Below are 18,588 nucleotides of genomic sequence, written 5' to 3'. Positions count from 1 at the left end.
GGAATCGTATGCGTGCAGGCTTTTCCGTCCGTGCTGCCGTTTGCGGCCAGCGTGCCCTTCAGCGACAGGTCGCCGTTTGGATCCTGGCGACAGGCATCGTCTTGCTTGCGGCCGCATTTGTGCCGCCTGTGGCCCTTGCGCAGGCGCGCGAATTGCCAGATTTCGCCGACTTGGTAGAGCGAGTAGGTCCTGCCGTCGTCAACATTCGCACCACCGAGCGGGCCCCCGAAGGGGCGCGTTCCCCGTTTAGGCGCCGTTCCCCCACGCTGCAGGGTAACGACGAGGTGCCGCGTGGCGAGGGGTCGGGATTCATCCTGAGCGCTGACGGATATGTCATGACCAACGCGCATGTGATCGACGGTGCGACGGAAGTCTACGTCACGCTTACCGACAAGCGCGAGTTCAAGGCCAAGATCGTGGGAGCCGACGAGCGCACCGATGTGGCGCTGGTCAAGATCGAGGGCACTGGCCTGCCGCTCTTGCGCATTGGCGACGTGAGCCGTCTTCGGGTGGGTGAATGGGTCGTGGCCATCGGTTCGCCTTTCGGGCTCGACAACACGGTGACCGCTGGCATCGTCAGTGCCAAGCAGCGAGAGACGGGTCTGGATATTCCCTTCATCCAGACAGACGTGGCCGTGAACCCCGGCAATTCGGGCGGGCCACTCATGAACGTTCGGGGCGAGGTGGTGGGTATCAATTCGCAGATCCTCAGCCCGGTTGGCAGCTTTGTCGGTATCTCGTTCGCGATCCCGATCGACGAAGCCATGCGCATCGCCGATCAATTGAAAGCGGCTGGACGCGTCGTGCGTGGTTACCTGGGAATCCAGCCGACGGATGTGCCGCGCGAGTTGGCTGAAGAGTACGGGCTGAACAAGGGCAAGTCGAAGGGCGCCTTCGTACGACAGGTGGTGCCGGGCGGTCCGGCGGACAAGGTCGGCATCCAGCCCGGTGATGTGGTGCTGTCCGTCAACGGCAAAGCGGTAGACGGTGCCGTGGACTTGCGCCGCACTCTGGCCGTTATCAAGCCGGGTACGACGGTCGCCCTACAGGTCAGTCGTCGAGGAAAGTTGATGGAGTTCAAACCGAACCTGGGGGAACTCAATCCTCAGGTTGTGGCCAGCGAGCGTGCTGAGAGCAGCGACGCGCGTACCTCGGCATCGGCGAAGGTTTGGGGTTTGACGGTGGCGAATCTGTCCGACAGCGAACGGCAGGCTGCGCGTGGTGTGTCGGGTGTTCGTGTGACTGCAGTGTCCGCTGGGGCTGAGGCGGTCGGCTTGCGGACGGGTGACGTGATTCTTGCCGTGGGCACTACCGATGTCGGCGATATCAAGCAGTTCGACGCTGCCGTTGCGAAGCTCGACAAAGGCCGGTCGCTTCCGGTGACGGTCCTGCGCGGAGAGTGGGCGCAGTTCCTTCGGATTCCAGTCTTGAAGTGAAGCGCAACCCCTGTTGGCTCAAAGTCGAGCATTGCTTGGGGGCTTGGGTAGGAAAAATATTCAGGGCCGAAACGCTGGTCTCTGAAAAGTTTGTGTGTGCTCGCTTTGTTGGTGGATTCATCCCGACTCGGCATGCAATTGCTAAACTCTGGCTGCGTTTACCCTCACTGTTAGCAACAAGTTGCGGTCCTTCAAACTATCCCCAAGCTACCCACAAGCAATTGTGGATAACTTGTTGATGGATTTTCATGTTGGCGGCCTGCAACGACGCGAAATCAAGCAATGGCGCGGTTTTCAGCCGGACCCTTTTGGCTACAATGAAAGCCCAACAAGCAGTTGCCATACGTTTTGTTGGAAGGCGCGTCAAAGATTCGACGTGCCTTTTTTTTAGCCTCAATCAGCCTCAGCGCGACGCCTCGCGCAACGCACCCCCGACCCGCGCCAAGGCCTCTTTGCTTCTGTGCAGGTGCGGCATGACCGCGGTGCAGGGGCTCTCGACGAGCACACAGCAGTTCGCATGGATCACATCCGCAATTTCTCCATCATTGCCCACATCGACCACGGCAAATCAACGCTCGCCGACCGTCTGATCCAGCGCTGCGGCGGCTTGAGCGATCGCGAAATGGAGGCGCAGGTTCTTGATTCGATGGACATCGAACGCGAGCGTGGCATCACCATCAAGGCGCAGACTGCCGCGCTCACCTATCTGGCGCGCGATGGCAAGACCTACCAGCTCAATCTGATCGACACACCCGGGCACGTGGACTTCTCATATGAAGTGAGCCGTTCCTTGTCGGCCTGCGAAGGCGCTCTGTTGGTGGTCGACGCGAGCCAGGGCGTCGAAGCCCAGACCGTGGCCAACTGCTACACCGCGCTCGATCTGGGGGTGGAAGTGGTCCCGGTCCTGAACAAGATGGACTTGCCGCAGGCCGACCCGGCTCGCGCAAAGGAAGAGATCGAAGATGTGATCGGCATCGACGCCGAGCACGCCATTCCGTGCAGCGCCAAGACGGGCGAAGGCATCGACGACATCCTCGAGGCCGTGATTTCTCGCATGCCGCCACCCAAGGGCAATGCCCAGGCGCCGCTGCGCGCCATGATCATCGACTCATGGTTCGACAACTATGTGGGCGTGGTCATGCTGGTCCGCGTGGTCGATGGTGAGTTGAAGAAGGGCGAGCGCTTCAAGATGATGGCCACCGAGGCTGCCTACGCCGCCGAGCAGCTTGGGGTGTTCACACCGAAGTCGCTGTCACGCGACTCCCTGAAGGCTGGCGAAGTCGGCTTCGTCATCGCTGGGATCAAGGAACTGCAGGCGGCCAAGGTTGGCGACACCCTCACCGTCGAGAAGAAGCTCCCCAACAACCTCGGCCCGGCCGAGGAGGCGTTGCCGGGGTTCAAGGAGATACAGCCGCAGGTGTTTGCGGGCCTCTATCCGACCGAGGCCAGCGAATACGACCAGCTGCGCGACGCCCTGGAGAAGCTGAAACTTAATGACTCCTCGCTGCGGTTCGAGCCTGAGGTGTCGCAGGCACTGGGTTTTGGCTTCCGGTGCGGCTTCCTGGGCCTGCTGCACATGGAGATCGTCCAGGAGCGGCTTGAACGCGAGTTCGATCAGGACCTGATCACCACCGCGCCATCCGTTGTCTACGAGGTCGAGCTCAACAGCGGCGAGCTGCTCCAGGTCGAGAACCCCTCGAAGATGCCTGACCTGGGCAGGATCCGCGAGATTCGCGAGCCGATCGTGACGGTGCATCTGTACATGCCGCAAGACTACGTCGGCCCGGTGATGACGCTTGCGAACCTGAAGCGTGGCGTGCAGCTCAACATGGCCTACCACGGCCGTCAGGTGATGCTGACCTACGACATGCCGCTCGCGGAGATCGTGCTGGACTTCTTCGACAAGCTCAAGAGCGTGTCGCGTGGGTATGCCTCCATGGACTATGAGTTCAAGGAGTACCGCGCTTCCGATGTGGTGAAGGTCGACATCCTGCTCAATGGCGACCGCGTCGACGCGCTCTCGATCATCGTCCATCGAGCCCAGAGCCAGTACCGGGCGCGGGCTGTTGTTGCCAAGATGCGGGAGTTGATCTCACGCCAGCAGTACGACGTGGCGGTGCAAGGTGCCATCGGGGCCAACATCATTGCGCGTGAGACAATCAAAGCCCTTCGCAAGAACGTCATTGCCAAGTGTTACGGCGGTGACATCACCCGCAAGCGCAAGCTGCTCGAAAAACAAAAGGCAGGCAAGAAGCGCATGAAACAGATCGGCTCCGTCGAGGTGCCGCAAGAAGCGTTCTTGGCCATCCTCCAAGTGGACGACTGATGGGTTCTTTGACTGGTTTGCTGTATGCCCTCCTCGCGGTCTATTTGGGAGGCTGGTACATGGGCAAGTGGACTGGGAACTTCTCCCTGCTTCTGTTTGTCCTCACGGTCGTGACGCTGGTCTATTGGCTGGCCGAGCGTTTCTATTTCGCTCCTGCGCGAGCCAAGGCGGTTCGCACGCTCGAACAGCATGACGCCGCGCGCCGCGACGAACTGGCTCGCAAAGGCATCGCGAAGGTCGACGGCGACATCAGCGCGGCGCGCGAGTCGCTGCAGGCCCAACCCTGGTGGCTCGATTGGACGGCCGGGCTGTTCCCGGTGATCCTCGTCGTCTTCTTGTTGCGCTCGTTCCTGTTCGAGCCGTTCAAGATCCCTTCGGGATCAATGGTCCCCACGCTGCTGATCGGTGACCTGATCCTGGTCAACAAATACCACTACGGCATTCGCCTGCCGGTGATCAACAAGAAGATCATCGACCTCAACAACCCAGAGCGAGGCGATGTGATGGTGTTTCGCTACCCCATCAATCCGAGCGTGGACTACATCAAGCGTGTCGTCGGCGTACCGGGTGACGAGGTCGCCTACCTGAACCAGCGTCTGTACCTCAACGGCAAACTGGTCGAGACGCAGGCATTGCCCGAGTTCTACGACGACGATCGCACGAGCTACTTCAAGCAGTACAGCGAGAAGTTGGGTGCGGTCGACCATCGCATCCTGGTGGATGTGCAGCGGCCTTCGTTTATCCGGCCCACGGACGCTTACGCCTTCAAGGAGAACTGTCGCTACAGTGCCGAGGGCGTCACCTGCAAGGTACCGGCGGGCCACTATTTCATGATGGGCGACAACCGCGACAACTCTGAAGACTCGCGCTTCTGGGGCTTCGTGCCGGACCAGAATATCGTGGGCAGAGCCTTTTTCGTGTGGATGAATTTCGGTAACCTCGGGCGCATTGGTTCATTCAAGTGACGCCCCGCGATCCAACACCACGTCATCTAGAGGAGCAGGAAACCATGTTCGTTGAGCTTTACAAAGCACGTTCGCAGCGTGGCGTCACACTGTTCGGACTGATGTTTTGGGCCATCGTCGTTGGTTTCATTGCGCTGGTCGCCTTGCGCGTACTGCCGACGATGAACGAATACTTCACCATCAAGCGCGCGGTGGAGAAGATCGCCACGAGCGGTGCCACCACGGTGCCCGAGATTCGTACCGCCTTCGAGAAGCAGAAGGAGATCGAGTACTCCATTCAGTCCATCGGCGGCAACGATCTGGAGATCACCAAGGTGAATGAAAAGGTGGTGATCAGCTTTGCCTACGATAAGCAGATTGAACTCATGGCACCCGTCTATCTGTTGATCAAATACGAGGGGCGTTCGAAGTAAGGCCCAGGCCCTTCTCGCGCAACGAATCCGTGGATCCACGCCTCAACGCACTGCAGCAACGCCTCGGCCACCGGTTTGCCGCGCCCGAGTTGCTGAGCCGCGCGGTCACGCATCGCAGTTTCGGCGCGGATCACAACGAACGCCTTGAGTTCCTGGGTGATGCGGTCCTGAGCCTAGCCATCAGTGCACTGCTGTTCGAGCGTTTCGCAGGGTCCGACGAAGGTGATCTGACCCGCGTGCGCGCGCACTTGGTGCGCGAAGACACGCTGCATCGCGTCGCGCTCGTCATGGGTTTGCCGGAGGTCTTGCGCCTGAGCGAAGGCGAGGCCCGCGGTGGCGGCGCGCAACGCCCATCCATCCTGGCCGATGCGCTCGAAGCCATTATCGGCGCGACCTTCCTCGATGGAGGGTTCGACCCGGCACGTGCCCTCGTTCAGCGGCTGTTCGGCGAAGTGATCGCCACGACCGACATCGACAGCTGGACCAAGGACGCCAAGACCGAACTGCAAGAATGGCTTCAGGCCCGGCGGCTGCCGGTGCCGGTGTACCGCATTGCCAACACCCGAGGCCAGGCCCATGCGCAAACCTTCGAGGTGGAATGCCTGGTGCCCGCGTTGAGCCTCACCGAGACGGGCGAGGGCCGTTCGCGCCGCGTGGCCGAGCAAGAAGCCGCGCGCCGCATGCTGATTGCGCTGAAGGCGAGCGACAAGCCCGGCAGCGCTTTGCGCTCGTGACCGCATGAACGAAGAACAACCCGGCGAGATCGACGTCGCTGCGAACGGCGGTGAAAGCATGCGATGCGGCCTGGTCGCCATCGTGGGCCGGCCCAACGTGGGCAAATCAACCTTGCTTAATGCACTGGTCGGCCAGAAGGTCAGCATCACCTCGGCCAAGGCACAAACGACGCGGCATCGCATCACGGGCATCCGCACGGCGGACGACAGCCAATTCGTGTTTGTCGACACTCCAGGGTTCCAGACTCGCCACAGCGCACCGCTCAACCGCAATCTCAATCGCACGGTGCAAGGTGTGTTGGGCGACGTCGATGTCGTGCTCTTCGTTGTCGAAGCTGGCCGCTTCGGCCTCGACGACGCCAAGGTGCTTGCGTTGATGCCGTCCAACAAGCCGGTGATTCTGGTGGCCAACAAGCTTGATGCTGTCCACCGTCGGGCAGAACTCGTGCCCTGGCTGAAGGGTATGCAGGACCGCCACGCGTTTGCGGAGTTTGTTCCCCTGTCGGCGAAGAAGGCGGCCGACGTGCAGCGCCTGCTCGACATCGTCAAGCCCTACCTGCCGCATCAGCCGTGGTTCTACGACGAGGATGCGCTCACCGATCGCAGCGACCGCTTTCTCGCGAGCGAGTTGATCCGCGAGAAGCTGTTCCGCCTGACGGGCGACGAGTTGCCCTACACCTCGACGGTCGTCATCGATAAGTTCGAGGAAGAGGGCAACCTTCGGCGCATTGCCGCCACCATCATCGTCGAGCGCGATGCCCACAAAGGCATGGTGATCGGCAACGAGGGCGAGCGCCTCAAGCGCATCGGCTCCGAGGCGCGCCAGGAGCTCGAGCATCTGATGGATGCGAAGGTCTTCCTTGAGCTGTGGGTCAAAGTGCGATCGGGTTGGGCCGACAACGAAGAGCATCTGCGCAGCTACGGCTACGAGTAGATGGCAATGTCGCGTGCACCGCGCGCGTCGGCGCAGCTGGCTGCTTACGTGCTCCACCGCTACGACTGGAGCGAATCCAGCCTGATCCTCGACCTCTTCACGCGCGAGCAGGGTCGCGTGGCGGTGATCGCCAAGGGCGCCAAGCGCCCGTATTCGCAGCTGCGCTCGGTGCTGCTGCCTTTCCAGCGCATCCAGGTAGGGCTCGGTCGTGCGCCCAAGACTGATGCCACGGGTGAAGCCACGAGCGAGGTGCAGACCTTGCGCACGGCCGAATGGGCCGGTGGCCAGCCCATGCTCACAGGTGCCGCACTCTTCAGCGGCTTCTACCTCAACGAACTGCTGATGAAGTTGACCGCGCGTGGCGACTCGCACCCGGCGCTGTTCGACGTCTATGCGGCCACCCTGGGCAGTCTGGCCGACAACGGCGGCGCGAACGAGGAAGCCGCACTGCGCGCGTTCGAAGTGTCACTGCTCAGCCAGTTGGGCCTGTTGCCGGACCTGAGCCTCGTCACGCTCACGCAAGAGCCCGTCCACCGAGAGCAGCGCTATGGCCTGTCCGCCGAAGCCGGAGTCGTCGTGTCGCGCCCGGGTGACGCTGGTGCAAAGGGCCAGATGCTGATCGGCCTGCAGGCAGCACTGCAGCACGGCAGCGTGGCGGCACTGCAGCAGGCGAGCGCGCAAGCCTTGCCCGAGCTCAAACCCGCATTGCGCGGCTTGCTTCACTATCATCTGGGCTCGCCTGTGTTGCGAACTCGACAGGTGATGATCGATGTTCAAGCCATGAGTCGATTCGCGCTGCCATGAACACGCTCCCATGAACCCCTTGATGACCACCGGGCTCGATGCCCACCGCGGCGTCACCGCCTTGTCGGTGAACGTCAACCTCGTGGCGCAGATTCGCAATCGTCGCCCGCTGGGCTTCCCGAGCGTGACGGGCCTCGCCGCGCGTGCGCTCGAAGCTGGCGCGCAGGGCATCACCATCCATCCGCGGCCCGACCAGCGCCACATCCGCACGCACGACGTGCACGACTTGGCCGAGTTGATGGTGAAGTGGCCGCAGGCGGAGTTCAACATCGAGGGCAACCCGCTGCATAACCTGATGGGCTTGTTGCGCGAGTTGGCATCCAAGGGCCAGGCGCCGCAGCAATGCACCTTTGTGCCCGACGACGAGTCGCAGGCGACATCCGACCACGGCTGGCGCTTTCCGCAGGACGCAGCTGAACTGCGGCCGCTGATCGACGAAGCGCATGCGCTCGGCATCCGAGTCAGCCTCTTCATGGACCCCGAGCCCGGGGCCATTGAAGCTGCGAGCGCCGTGGGGGCCGATCGCATCGAGCTCTACACCGAGAGCTACGCGCGCGCCCACGGGACAGGCCATCAGGCTGAGGTTCTGTCCCGCTTCGCCGACAGCGCCGCGGCGGCTCTGCGCGCGGGCCTGGGCGTCAACGCGGGGCACGACCTCAATCTCGCCAACCTGGGTGATTTTTTGCGGGCGGTGCCTGGAGTTCAAGAGGTCTCGATCGGCCACGCCTTGATCGCCGACACGCTCGAGATGGGCATGACGGAAGCGGTGCGCGCCTACCTTCGCTGCATCCATGCCGCGACCGCATGATCTACGGCATCGGCACCGACCTTTGTGATGTGCGCCGCATTGCGGCGGCCTATGAGCGCCGTGGCGAGCGGTTTGCCGAGAAGGTATTGGGCCCGCATGAGATCGAAGTGTTCCGCTTCCGGCTCAGCAAGGTGCACGAGCGCGGCATGAGCTACCTGGCGACGCGCTTCTCGGCCAAGGAAGCCTTTTCCAAGGCCATCGGTCTGGGCTTGCGCTCACCGATGACGTGGCGTGACTGCGAGGTCGTCAAAGCCGAAAGCGGCAAGCCCGAGATCCACTTGCACGGCAGGCTCGCCGCGTGGTTCGAGGCCCGCAAGCTGGTGGCCCATGTCACCGTGACCGATGAATCCGACTATGCCGCGAGTTTCGTGGTCGTCGAAACGAAAGACTGAAACATGACGCATGCACACGCGCCCGTAGTTCTCGATGTGGCCGGCACCACGCTCAACCGTGATGACCGTCGCCGCCTCGAACATCCGCTCACGGGCGGGCTGATCTTCTTCGCCCGCAACTGGGAGAACCGTCAACAACTCACCGAGCTGTCGGCCGAGATCAAGTCCATCCGCCCCGACATCCTCATCAGCGTCGATCACGAAGGGGGCCGCGTGCAGCGATTTCGCACCGACGGCTTCACGCACTTGCCGGCGATGCGCACCTTGGGCGAACTCTGGATGCGCGATGCACTCACGGCCACCGACGCGGCCACCGCTGCGGGTCACGTGCTTGGGGCCGAGTTGCGCGCCTGCGGCGTGGACCTGAGCTTTACGCCGGTGCTCGATCTGGATCACGGGGGCTCCAGCGTCATCGGCGACCGTGCCTTCCACCGCGATGCACGTGTGGCCACCATGCTTGCCAAGAGCCTCATGCACGGCTTGCTGCTGTCGGGCATGTCCAACTGCGGCAAGCACTTTCCCGGTCATGGTTTTGTCAAGGCCGACAGCCACACCGAAGTGCCCGTGGACAAGCGATCGCTCAAGGCCATCCTGAGTGATGACGCCAAGCCCTACGAATGGCTCAGCACCAGCTTGTCCAGTGTGATGCCGGCGCACGTCATCTACCCCAAGGTAGACACCCACCCGGCCGGCTTTTCGCCGCTCTGGTTGAAGGAGATTCTTCGCCAGCAACTCGGGTTCACGGGGGCGATCTTCAGCGACGACCTCAGCATGGAAGGCGCCAAGGTCGCAGGCGGTCAGGTCGATGCTGCACTGGCCGCGCTCAACGCCGGCTGCGACATGGTCTTGTTGTGCAACCAGTCGCTCGACGGTGGCAAGGCGGTCGATGCCTTGCTGGACGGTCTCAGTGATGCAATGGCCCAGGGCCACTGGCAGGCCGACCCTGACAGCGAGGCTCGCCGTCTGAAGCTGGTGCCGCAATCGCCCCCCATCGGCTGGGACGACCTCATGCACGACGCGGCATATCAGCGCTCGCTGGAGCGCTTGCCCTGAGGCGGGCAAGCACGATCTCCCCATGAGAAAGGGCGCCCCGAGGGGCGCCCTTGTCACGTACCGGCCCGAGGGCCGACCGTCATCAAGCCTGTGGCTGTGATGGCGACCCCTGCGCTGTCTCGAATGGCAGCTTGATCTGCGACAGATCCTTGCGCGTCTCGACCAACACGAGCGGGCCTTCGTCGACGAGCGCGACCGGCTTGGGCTCGCGCGGCACATGCACCGGCTTGGGCTCGCGGGCCATGGCTTCCTGCGCTGCGCGGATCTTCTCGGCATCCGAGTTGACCCACTGCAGGCCGGCTGATTCAGCCACCTGAATCAGCTGCGCCGTCGGCAACTCGAAGTGCTCGTTGCGGGCAGCTGCGGCCGGGGCCGGGGCCGGGGCAGGTACGGCGACGGGCGTCGCTTCGACCACGGGAGCCGCGGTGACGACTGCAGGTTCGACCGCTGCGGGCTCGATCGGTGCCGCGGCGGCGACGACAGGTGCCGTGACCCTCTCGACGGCAGACTCGTTCGCGATCGGCGCTTCGGCCTGGGCCACGTAGGTGGCTTCGGCAGGAGTCTCGATTTCTGAACGCGAACCTGAATCCGCGCCGGTGATCTCCTGGCCTTCAACGGCCTCGTCGCTGCGGGCGATCACATTGCCGTTCTCGTCACGGCGTTGGCGATCACGCCCACCGCGGCCACGCCGGCGGCGGCCGTCGCGGTCACCACGCTCGGTACGCTCGCCGTTGCGTTCACCCGTCGATTCCTCCGACGAGACGTTGACGTCGGCATCGACTTGCGACGCGTCTGCACTCTGAGCAGCGCTTGCGACCTCGTCTGCGTTGGCGAGGTTGTCGGTGACGGCGGTTTCGCCTTGGCGAGCGTCGTCGCGGTCCCGTCCGCGGCCGCCACGGCGGTTGCGGCGGCGGCCTTGGCGTTCGCCTTGGCCCTCAACGGCGGTCTCGGGCAGTTCACCACCCGGGACGGTGTCGACAAAGGCGCGCGCTTGTGCGGCGGCTTCGTCCTGCGCGCCTTCGGCCACCGGTGCAGGCTGGCGCGCTTCACGGGGCTCGTTGCGCTCGGGGCGCGGGCCGCGTCGGCCTTCCTGGCGCCCAGCGTCACCACGGCCTTCAGGTGCGTTGCCACCGCGCGCTTCCTGGCGGCGGCCCCGGTCTTCGCCCCGGGCAGCTTCGGTGCTTGCATCCTCCGGCTTGTCGGCGCGCTCATTGCGGCGGCCACGGCCACCGTCACGGCCTGAGCGCTCGCCGCGCTCGCTCTTGTCACCTCGCTCGCCGCGTTCACCACGGCGACCCGCGTCGCGGCCGCCACGGCCACCGCGGTTGTTGCGGTCGCCACGGCCCTCGCCGCGTTCCGCCGATTTCTCGGTGGTCGCCGGGCGGGCCGCCGGTGCGTTCGAGGTCGGTGCCGGCTCCGCGCCGAAGAACTTCTTGACCCAGGCGAAGAAGCCGCCGCCGGAGGCGGGAGCCGCTGCCGCTGGAGCGGCCACAGGCGCCGGGGCCACGGCCACGGGTTCGGGCTTGGGCGGTGCGATCGGTGCAGGTGTTTCGGGCAGGATGCCCTTGATCACTGGCTCCTGCTTTGCCTTGGCCTTCTCGCGGCGCGTGATGCCGACCTCGTCGTCCGGCTCCTCGATCATCGAGTAGCTGACCTGCAGGCTTTCCAGACGCGGATCGTCGTGGCGCAGGCGTTCGAGCTTGTAGTTGGGCGTTTCCAGATGCTTGTTGGGCACCAGCAGCACGGTGATGCGCTGCTTGAGTTCGATCTTGGTGATCTCGGCGCGCTTCTCGTTGAGCAGGAAGGAGGTCACTTCGACCGGCACTTGCACATGCACGGCCGCGGTGTTGTCCTTCATGGACTCTTCCTGGACCATGCGCAGGATCTGCAGCGCGCTCGATTCGGTGTCGCGGATGTGGCCGGTGCCGTTGCAGCGCGGGCAGGTGATGTGGCTGCCTTCGCTCAGGGCCGGGCGCAGGCGCTGGCGGCTCAGTTCAAGCAGGCCGAACTTGCTGATGGAGCTGAACTGCACGCGGGCGCGGTCCTGGCGCAACGCATCGCGCAGGCGGGTCTCGACCTCGCGGCGGTTCTTCGACTCTTCCATGTCGATGAAGTCAACGACGATCAGGCCGCCGAGGTCGCGCAGGCGCATCTGGCGGGCGATTTCATCGGCCGCTTCGAGGTTGGTGCGGGTGGCGGTCTCTTCGATGTCGGAGCCGCGCGTGGCACGGGCGGAGTTCACGTCGACCGAGACCAGCGCTTCGGTATGGTCGATCACGATGGCGCCGCCCGAGGGCAGGTTCACCGTACGCGAGAACGCGGTTTCGATCTGGTGTTCGATCTGGAAGCGGCTGAACAGCGGCGCGTCGTCGCGGTAGCGCTTCACCTTGGACGATGCCTCAGGCATGACGTGCGTCATGAACTGCTGGGCCTGGTCGTAGATGTCGTCGGTGTCGATCAGGATCTCGCCGATGTCGGCGGTGAAATAATCGCGGATCGCGCGGATCACGAGCGACGACTCCTGGTAGATCAGGAACGCACCTTTGCCCGCTTGTGCGGCGCCGTCGATGGCGCTCCACAGCTTGAGCATGTAGTTCAGGTCCCACTGCAGCTCAGGCGCCGAGCGGCCGATGCCGGCGGTGCGGGCGATCAGGCTCATGCCCTTGGGGTACTCGAGCTGGTCGAGGTTTTCCTTCAGCTCTTCGCGGTCTTCGCCCTCGATGCGGCGCGACACGCCACCGCCACGCGGGTTGTTGGGCATCAGCACCAGGTAGCGGCCGGCCAGCGAGATGAAGGTGGTGAGTGCAGCACCCTTGTTGCCGCGCTCTTCCTTCTCGACCTGCACCAGGAGTTGGTCGCCTTCCTTGAGGGCGTCCTGGATGCGCGCGTTGCGCACGTCGGTGCCTTCGCGGAAGAAGTTCTTCGAGACTTCCTTGAAGGGCAGGAAGCCGTGGCGGTCTTCGCCGTAGTCGACGAAGCAGGCCTCGAGCGAGGGCTCGACGCGGGTGACGACGGCCTTGTAGATGTTGCCTTTGCGTTGTTCGCGGCCTTCGATCTCGGTTTCGAAGTCCATCAGCTTCTGGCCATCGACGATGGCCAGGCGACGCTCTTCTTGCTGCGTCGCATTGATCAGCATGCGTTTCATGTGCGCTCCTTGGCTGCACTCGCCGCTATCGCGGCTGGGCACAGCTCACTCAACATGCCGCCACTGAAAACTCAGGGGCGACTCATCGATGCACGAGAAACGTGGATGAACCGGAAGGAATCGCCCTGGACTGTGGTGACGGGGTGCCGATCAGTGATCGATCGGCGGGCCGTCTGGCAGCGTTGGCGCGTGCGTGGCAGCTGGCAAAGGGGAGCGCCGGGTGGCGCGCGCTCGCGACCGGGCCACGGCGCCGCAGGCGCAACGAACGCGCCGAGGGCTGTGTGGGGTGGGGGTCGGGAACAACATCCGAATTGATGGCTGGACGCGGGAGGAAGACGTCTTGCCGGAGCCGCTGGCGCTTTTGGCGCAGGCTGTGCCGGGGGTGTCTCCCGCCTGAAAACCTTGTTTGCAGGGTTCGTTCTTTGTTTCTCTGCCGCACCGGGCTGCTTGCCGCCGAGTCACTTGGGGACCCGGCCCGCCGCAGGCCGCGTGCGTTGCATCACCTTGTGGCCGGGTTTTCGAGCCGGCCGGCCACGTTGTACTGGGTGTTTGTCTGAGGGAGGCTGCTTGCGCGGCGTAAACTCAGAAAAATCAATCACTTACAGCGAAAACGTGGTGCGGCGCATTATAAGGGCGAAACCTGAACCGGCAGCAAGTGTCCGCCCGATGGCCCCTCAACCCGCGGTCTATCGCGTGGAGATCGACGAGGCGTCGGAAGGCCAGCGGCTGGACAACTTCCTGGTCAAACTGCTCAAGGGCGTGCCCAAGACCCACGTGTACCGGGTCATCCGGTCGGGTGAGGTGCGGGTGAACAAGGGCCGGGCTTCGGCCGATACACGCCTCTCGATGGGCGATGTGGTGCGCGTGCCGCCCGTGCGGGTCGCCGACAAGTCCGACGCACCGGCCGCACCGGCCCGGGAGTTCCCGATCGTCTTCGAAGACGAGCACCTGATCGCCGTCAACAAGCCGGCTGGCGTGGCGGTGCACGGCGGCAGCGGCGTGAGTTCCGGGGTGATCGAGCAACTGCGCCGCGCACGCCCGACGGCGCGCTTCCTGGAGTTGGTGCACCGGCTCGACAAGGAGACCTCCGGTCTGTTGCTGATCGCCAAGAAGCGCTCTGCGCTGGTCGCGCTGCAAGACCAGTTTCGCAACCGCGAGACCGGAAAAACCTACGCCGCGCTGGTGATCGGTGCCTGGCCGGCCCGGCGCAAGGTCATCGACGTGCCGCTGCACAAATTCCTGACCGGCGACGGCGAGCGGCGCGTGCGTGTCGTGGACGCTCCTCGACAGGCCCAGAGTGAGCAGGCCCAAAGAGACCGGGAAGAAGTGGGCCGGCGCTCCATCACCCTGGTGAAGGTGGCTCAGGCGCTCGGCCCGTTCACCCTGCTCGACGTGACCATCAAGACCGGGCGCACGCACCAGATCCGGGTGCACCTGGCGCACGAAGGCCACCCGATCGTCGGCGACGAGAAGTACGGTGATTTCGCGGTCAACAAGGCCGTGGCCAAAGGCGAGACCGCGCAGGGTCATCGCTTCGACCGCATGTTCCTGCACGCCCGCTGGCTGCGGTTCGAGCACCCCTCCACGGGCGAAGAGTTGTCGCTTGAGGCACCCTTGCCCCCTGAGTGCGCAGATTTCGTCCAGGCGCTTTCTTCTTCCCACCCCGCACCATGACCCGACCCCGCCGCTTCGACCTCATCGCCTTCGACTGGGATGGCACGCTGTTCGACTCGACCGCGCTCATCTCGCGCAGCATCCAGGCGGCGTGCGCCGACCTGGGCGTGGCCGTGCCGAGCGACAAGGACGCCAGCTATGTGATCGGCATGGGCCTGGTCGAGGCGCTCCAGCATGCCGTGCCCGGCCTGCCACGCGAGCGCTACAGCGAACTCGGCGCACGCTACCGGCATCATTACTTCGCGAGCCAGCACGAGATCGTGCTCTTCGAAGGCACGCTCGACATGCTGCACACCCTCAAGGCGCGCAACCACTGGCTGTCGGTGGCCACGGGCAAATCGCGTCGCGGGCTCGACGAGGCCCTGGCCAGCGTCGAACTGCGCGGCATGTTCGATGCAACCCGAACCGCCGACGAGACGGCATCGAAGCCGAACCCCCAGATGTTGCTCGAGCTCATGCGCGAGTTCGGCGTGGACCCCGAGCGCACGCTGATGATCGGTGACACGACTCACGACCTGCAGCTAGCGGCCAACGCTGGTGCCGCGTGCGTCGCCGTGAGTTATGGGGCACACGAGCCTGACACCTTCGGGAGCTTCGGGCCCCTGCACATCGCGCACTCCGTGTCGGACCTCAATGACTGGCTCGCCCGCCATGCCTGAGGCGCAAGAGGCTGGGCCCGCGCAACATTTGTGCGCGTCGGCCGACCTGGCAGAGCGTGGCAAGGCCATCGTGTTCGACGTGATGCAGTACCGGCAGCCGGCGCGCGCCTTCGCGCTGCGCTTCGACGGCCAGGTGGTCGCATACCTCAACCGCTGCGCGCACGTTCCCGCTGAGATGGACTGGCAGCCGGGAGAGTTTCTCGACAGTGGCCGCGAGTTCATCCTCTGCTCGATCCACGGGGCGGCCTACGAGCCACGAAGCGGGCGCTGCGCAGGCGGACCGTGTGGCCGCGGTCGCCTCACGGTCATCCCCGTCGAAGAACGTGGCGGGCAGGTGTATTGGTATCCTTCCCGCGACACCCAACCGGCTTTTCCTGAATGAACCCCCAAGACGAGATTCCGCCCGCGCCTGCACAGGCTGCGGTGGCACCACCCGTGGCCGCTCAGCCCGCTGCCCAGGGCCCTGCGTCGGCTGCAGCGCCCGTTGTTGCACTCGACCCGACCCTCGCTGCTTTGGCGCGGGACTACATCGCTGACCGCCGCTCCGATCGCCGCTGGCGTTTGATCTTTCGACTGCTGTGGCTCGCCTTGTTTGCGCTCGCGTTCTGGGCCTTCCTGGGCGCGCGCAACCAGGTCAGTGCGCCCAGCAGCCCGCACACTGCGCTGGTCGAGGTGCGGGGCGAAATCGCCGAAGACACCGAAGCCAACGCGGAGTCGCTGGTGGCGGCGCTGCGGGCCGCCTTCGAGGACAGTGGCTCGCAGGCCGTGGTACTGCGCTTCAACTCGCCCGGCGGCAGCCCGGTGCAGGCCGGCATCGTGAACGACGAGATCCGCCGCCTGCGCGTGCTGCACAAGAAGAAGGTCTATGCGGTGGTCGAAGAGGCCTGCGCCTCGGGCGCGTACTACATCGCCGTCGCGGCCGATGAGATCTACACCGACAAGGCCAGCATCGTCGGCTCCATCGGCGTGCTGATGGACGGCTTCGGGTTCACCGGCGCGATGGAGAAGTTCGGTATCGAGCGACGTCTGCTGACGGCCGGAGAAAACAAGGGCATCGGCGACCCCTTCTCGCCCATGACCGACAAGCAGCGCGAGCTGACGCAGGCCATGCTCGACCAAATCCATCAGCAGTTCATCAAGGTGGTGAAGGAGGGCCGCGGCGCGCGGCTGAAGGAAACGCCCGACACCTTCTCGGGCCTGTTCTGGACCGGCGAGCAGGCCGTGCAGATGGGCCTGGCAGATCACCTCGGCAACCTCGACTACGTGGCGCGCGAGGTGATCAAGGCCGAAGAGGTGATCGACTACACGCCGAAGGAGAACGTGGCCGAGCGGCTGGTGCGGCGCTTCGGTGCGTCGGTTGGCGCCGGTGCGGCCAAGGCGATGCGCAGCTGGGCACCGCTGCGCTGAATCGGGGCGCCCGCGTCAGCAGCGGGTGATGGCCGCCAGCAGCGGCGCGGCAAGTTCGGGGCGACAGACGAGCAGATCGGGCATCAGCACGCTCGACTGGTTGAACACACACGGCTGGCCATCGATGCGGGATGCATGCAGGCCCGCCGCCAAGGCCACGCCCACGGGGGCGCAGGTGTCCCACTCCGACATCCCTCCCGCGTGCAGGTAGGCGTGTGCCTCGCCTCGCAGCACCGCCATGGCCTTGGCGCCGGCCGAGCCCATGCCCACGAGTTCTGCATCCAGGGATTCGGCCACCGCGGTGGCAAGCGCGGGGGCGCGCGTGCGGCTCACAAGAATCTTCAACCGGCCCGCAGGCGGGGGCGGCAAGGCGGGCGGCTGGGCGGTGTTGTACGTCAAGCCGAGCGCGGGCAGGGCCACGGCCGCGGCAGTCGCCAGGCCGGCCTCGGTGAGTGCGACATGCACGGCCCAGTCGGTGCGATCGGTCTGGGTGTCCGAGAACTCCCGAGTGCCGTCGAGCGGGTCGATGATCCACACGCGCTTGCGCTGCAACCGGGCCGGGTCGGCGATCGATTCTTCGGAGAGAAAGGCGTCTTCGGGGCGGGCCTCGCGCAGCAACTGGAGGATGAGCGCGTTCGCCTCCAAGTCGCCCCGCGCACCGAGAGCATCGCCGCGGGTGCCGCCCGCTTCAGCACGCAAGGCCAGGAGCAGGGCACCGGCGCGCTGGGCCAGGTCGGCGGCGAGTTCGTGATCGGTCATCGGGCCTTGTCGGTCAATTCGACGGATGCTCGCTGTTGCCGGTGTTCCCCGGCGTGAGTTCGGTGAGCCCGGTGCCGTTGGGGTTGATGCGGAACACGCGAAAGCGATAGCCCTCGCTCGGCACCATGCGGTGGAAGTAGATGCTCTGGCTGTCGAGGCTCCACGCGGGCTTGCTGTTGATGTGGCCGTCGTCGATGAGGTAGGTGGCCGGCTGGCCGATGGTGGCGACGCGGATCGCCCAGCGCCCGAGGCGCACATTGCTGTTGGGCAGCGGGTTGGCGTTGGGGTCTGTGTTGACCAGCCAGGCGATCTTGCTGCCGTCGGGCGAGAAGTAGGCGTCGTAGTCGGCCAGGTTGTCGTTGGTGACCTGCACCGCCAAGGCCATCGGCGTGGCGTTCATCAGGAAGATCTCGTAGTTGGCCGGTGCGCAGGCGGCGGCCGAGACGCAACCATTGAACAGCAACTGCTGGCCGTTGGGCGACCACGAGACGTCGGTGTTCCAGCCGTTGCGGTTGGTGTACTGCACCGGGTTCTGCCCGTTTGCATCGGTCACGAAGATCTCCGCGCGCGTGTTGGTCAACGCGCCGAACATCGCGATGTGCGTGCCGTTGGGCGACCACTCGCCGTGGCCATGGGCAGCCCAGCCGTTCGCACCGCGAGCAATGAGCTGCGTCTGGCCACTGCCATCGGCATTCATCACCCACAGGCTCGCGTTGAAATAGTTCTCTGGGTCGCCTGCAGGGGAGCGGTAGAACAGGATCTTGCGGCGGTCGGGCGATGCGCGCGGCCACCAGTTCTCATAGGCCGCGTTGTTGGTGAGCCGGAACACGCAGCTGCCGTCGGTGCGCATCACGTAGATCTCGTGCCGGCCATCGGCCCGGTCAGAGTCGAACAGCAGTTGATTTCTCGCAAGCTCCGGGTTGGTGGCGGTGATGCCGGTACAGGTGCCGGGTGTCGAGGCCGCAGGGTCGTCCGTGGGCCCACCGCAGGCAGCGAGCAGCCCGGCGAGCACGGGGGTAAGCAGGGTGGCGAGCAAGATACGCATGAGCGTTCCTTCGAGGAGCCAATGGGGCGTATCT

General features: G+C 64.7%; 17 protein-coding genes. 14 read left to right on the top strand and 3 right to left on the bottom strand.

What is annotated here, in order from left to right; all coding sequences use genetic code 11:
• Positions 1-8 precede the first annotated feature (8 nt).
• The 10 genes from AC1KAR_RS05280 to nagZ all read left to right on the top strand — a co-directional run bounded on the left by AC1KAR_RS05280 (position 9) and on the right by nagZ (position 9,865).
• The gene (locus AC1KAR_RS05280) at positions 9-1,436 is read left to right on the top strand and encodes a Do family serine endopeptidase (protein ID WP_480315247.1); all 1,428 of its coding nucleotides are present in this window, start codon (positions 9-11) and stop codon (positions 1,434-1,436) included.
• A 517-nt stretch (positions 1,437-1,953) separates the two neighbouring features.
• On the top strand, positions 1,954-3,762 hold the full coding sequence (lepA, locus tag AC1KAR_RS05275; RefSeq protein ID WP_480315245.1) for a translation elongation factor 4: 1,809 nt from the start codon (positions 1,954-1,956) through the stop codon (positions 3,760-3,762).
• Positions 3,762-4,727: a signal peptidase I gene (gene lepB, locus AC1KAR_RS05270; RefSeq protein ID WP_480315243.1), complete on the top strand. Its 966-nt coding sequence runs from the start codon at positions 3,762-3,764 to the stop codon at positions 4,725-4,727. The genes lepA and lepB overlap by 1 nt, the downstream gene beginning before the upstream one ends.
• 44 nt (positions 4,728-4,771) lie before the next feature.
• Positions 4,772-5,140 carry a DUF4845 domain-containing protein gene (locus AC1KAR_RS05265; protein WP_480315241.1) on the top strand — a complete coding sequence of 123 codons (369 nt, stop codon included), beginning with the start codon at positions 4,772-4,774 and terminating at the stop codon, positions 5,138-5,140.
• Between the two features lie 29 nt (positions 5,141-5,169).
• The gene (gene rnc, locus AC1KAR_RS05260) at positions 5,170-5,874 is read left to right on the top strand and encodes a ribonuclease III (RefSeq protein WP_480315239.1); all 705 of its coding nucleotides are present in this window, start codon (positions 5,170-5,172) and stop codon (positions 5,872-5,874) included.
• 4 nt (positions 5,875-5,878) lie between these two features.
• Positions 5,879-6,808 carry a GTPase Era gene (gene era / locus AC1KAR_RS05255; protein ID WP_480315237.1) on the top strand — a complete coding sequence of 310 codons (930 nt, stop codon included), beginning with the start codon at positions 5,879-5,881 and terminating at the stop codon, positions 6,806-6,808.
• A gap of 6 nt (positions 6,809-6,814) precedes the next feature.
• On the top strand, positions 6,815-7,612 hold the full coding sequence (gene recO, locus AC1KAR_RS05250; protein ID WP_480315235.1) for a DNA repair protein RecO: 798 nt from the start codon (positions 6,815-6,817) through the stop codon (positions 7,610-7,612).
• Between the two features lie 10 nt (positions 7,613-7,622).
• A complete protein-coding gene (locus AC1KAR_RS05245; protein ID WP_480315233.1) occupies positions 7,623-8,420 on the top strand; it encodes a pyridoxine 5'-phosphate synthase in 798 nt (265 codons plus the stop codon).
• A complete protein-coding gene (gene acpS, locus AC1KAR_RS05240) occupies positions 8,417-8,812 on the top strand; it encodes a holo-ACP synthase (RefSeq protein ID WP_480315231.1) in 396 nt (131 codons plus the stop codon). Before AC1KAR_RS05245 ends, acpS begins: the two co-directional genes overlap by 4 nt.
• A gap of 3 nt (positions 8,813-8,815) precedes the next feature.
• Complete coding sequence (nagZ, locus tag AC1KAR_RS05235) at positions 8,816-9,865, top strand: beta-N-acetylhexosaminidase (protein WP_480315229.1); 1,050 nt, start codon at positions 8,816-8,818, stop codon at positions 9,863-9,865.
• Between the two features lie 82 nt (positions 9,866-9,947).
• Here the strand turns inward: nagZ and AC1KAR_RS05230 are convergent, their stop codons facing one another.
• Entirely contained in the window at positions 9,948-13,010 is a 3,063-nt protein-coding gene (locus AC1KAR_RS05230) for an Rne/Rng family ribonuclease (RefSeq protein WP_480315227.1), read from the bottom strand.
• 666 nt (positions 13,011-13,676) lie between these two features.
• On the opposite strand from AC1KAR_RS05230, the gene AC1KAR_RS05225 reads away from it, so the two are divergent.
• From AC1KAR_RS05225 to AC1KAR_RS05210, 4 genes are read left to right on the top strand one after another with little or no spacing between them, the layout of a single operon-like run.
• Positions 13,677-14,684, top strand: a complete 1,008-nt coding sequence (locus tag AC1KAR_RS05225; protein WP_480315225.1) for an RluA family pseudouridine synthase — start codon at positions 13,677-13,679, stop codon at positions 14,682-14,684.
• The gene (locus tag AC1KAR_RS05220) at positions 14,681-15,343 is read left to right on the top strand and encodes an HAD-IIIA family hydrolase (RefSeq protein WP_480315223.1); all 663 of its coding nucleotides are present in this window, start codon (positions 14,681-14,683) and stop codon (positions 15,341-15,343) included. The genes AC1KAR_RS05225 and AC1KAR_RS05220 overlap by 4 nt, the downstream gene beginning before the upstream one ends.
• On the top strand, positions 15,336-15,725 hold the full coding sequence (locus AC1KAR_RS05215; protein WP_480315221.1) for a Rieske (2Fe-2S) protein: 390 nt from the start codon (positions 15,336-15,338) through the stop codon (positions 15,723-15,725). Before AC1KAR_RS05220 ends, AC1KAR_RS05215 begins: the two co-directional genes overlap by 8 nt.
• The gene (locus AC1KAR_RS05210) at positions 15,722-16,750 is read left to right on the top strand and encodes a S49 family peptidase (protein WP_480315219.1); all 1,029 of its coding nucleotides are present in this window, start codon (positions 15,722-15,724) and stop codon (positions 16,748-16,750) included. Before AC1KAR_RS05215 ends, AC1KAR_RS05210 begins: the two co-directional genes overlap by 4 nt.
• Positions 16,751-16,765: 15 nt before the next feature.
• Here AC1KAR_RS05210 and AC1KAR_RS05205 read toward each other — a convergent pair whose 3' ends face one another.
• Together AC1KAR_RS05205 and AC1KAR_RS05200 are read right to left on the bottom strand one after the other, a co-directional pair.
• Positions 16,766-17,509 carry a 3'(2'),5'-bisphosphate nucleotidase CysQ gene (locus AC1KAR_RS05205; protein ID WP_480315217.1) on the bottom strand — a complete coding sequence of 248 codons (744 nt, stop codon included), beginning with the start codon at positions 17,507-17,509 and terminating at the stop codon, positions 16,766-16,768.
• Between the two features lie 13 nt (positions 17,510-17,522).
• Positions 17,523-18,554 carry a TolB family protein gene (locus AC1KAR_RS05200; protein ID WP_480315215.1) on the bottom strand — a complete coding sequence of 344 codons (1,032 nt, stop codon included), beginning with the start codon at positions 18,552-18,554 and terminating at the stop codon, positions 17,523-17,525.
• Positions 18,555-18,588: the final 34 nt, after the last annotated feature.

The sequence above is a fragment of the Piscinibacter sp. PDB1-1 genome, assembly GCF_056675995.1.
This window is presented reverse-complemented; position numbering and strand designations above follow the sequence as displayed.

What these genes read in the sequence shown, in the direction of transcription:
- AC1KAR_RS05200 (WP_480315215.1), bottom strand. Translation starts at nt 18,554, where the DNA reads ATGCGTATCTTGCTCGCCACCCTGCTTACCCCCGTGCTCGCCGGGCTG.
- AC1KAR_RS05230 (WP_480315227.1), bottom strand. Translation starts at nt 13,010, where the DNA reads ATGAAACGCATGCTGATCAATGCGACGCAGCAAGAAGAGCGTCGCCTG.
- AC1KAR_RS05265 (WP_480315241.1), top strand. Translation starts at nt 4,772, where the DNA reads ATGTTCGTTGAGCTTTACAAAGCACGTTCGCAGCGTGGCGTCACACTG.
- AC1KAR_RS05280 (WP_480315247.1), top strand. Translation starts at nt 9, where the DNA reads ATGCGTGCAGGCTTTTCCGTCCGTGCTGCCGTTTGCGGCCAGCGTGCC.
- recO (WP_480315235.1), top strand. Translation starts at nt 6,815, where the DNA reads ATGTCGCGTGCACCGCGCGCGTCGGCGCAGCTGGCTGCTTACGTGCTC.
- nagZ (WP_480315229.1), top strand. Translation starts at nt 8,816, where the DNA reads ATGACGCATGCACACGCGCCCGTAGTTCTCGATGTGGCCGGCACCACG.
- lepA (WP_480315245.1), top strand. Translation starts at nt 1,954, where the DNA reads ATGGATCACATCCGCAATTTCTCCATCATTGCCCACATCGACCACGGC.
- AC1KAR_RS05205 (WP_480315217.1), bottom strand. Translation starts at nt 17,509, where the DNA reads ATGACCGATCACGAACTCGCCGCCGACCTGGCCCAGCGCGCCGGTGCC.
- AC1KAR_RS05215 (WP_480315221.1), top strand. Translation starts at nt 15,336, where the DNA reads ATGCCTGAGGCGCAAGAGGCTGGGCCCGCGCAACATTTGTGCGCGTCG.
- lepB (WP_480315243.1), top strand. Translation starts at nt 3,762, where the DNA reads ATGGGTTCTTTGACTGGTTTGCTGTATGCCCTCCTCGCGGTCTATTTG.
- AC1KAR_RS05225 (WP_480315225.1), top strand. Translation starts at nt 13,677, where the DNA reads ATGGCCCCTCAACCCGCGGTCTATCGCGTGGAGATCGACGAGGCGTCG.
- AC1KAR_RS05210 (WP_480315219.1), top strand. Translation starts at nt 15,722, where the DNA reads ATGAACCCCCAAGACGAGATTCCGCCCGCGCCTGCACAGGCTGCGGTG.
- AC1KAR_RS05245 (WP_480315233.1), top strand. Translation starts at nt 7,623, where the DNA reads ATGAACCCCTTGATGACCACCGGGCTCGATGCCCACCGCGGCGTCACC.
- era (WP_480315237.1), top strand. Translation starts at nt 5,879, where the DNA reads ATGAACGAAGAACAACCCGGCGAGATCGACGTCGCTGCGAACGGCGGT.
- AC1KAR_RS05220 (WP_480315223.1), top strand. Translation starts at nt 14,681, where the DNA reads ATGACCCGACCCCGCCGCTTCGACCTCATCGCCTTCGACTGGGATGGC.
- acpS (WP_480315231.1), top strand. Translation starts at nt 8,417, where the DNA reads ATGATCTACGGCATCGGCACCGACCTTTGTGATGTGCGCCGCATTGCG.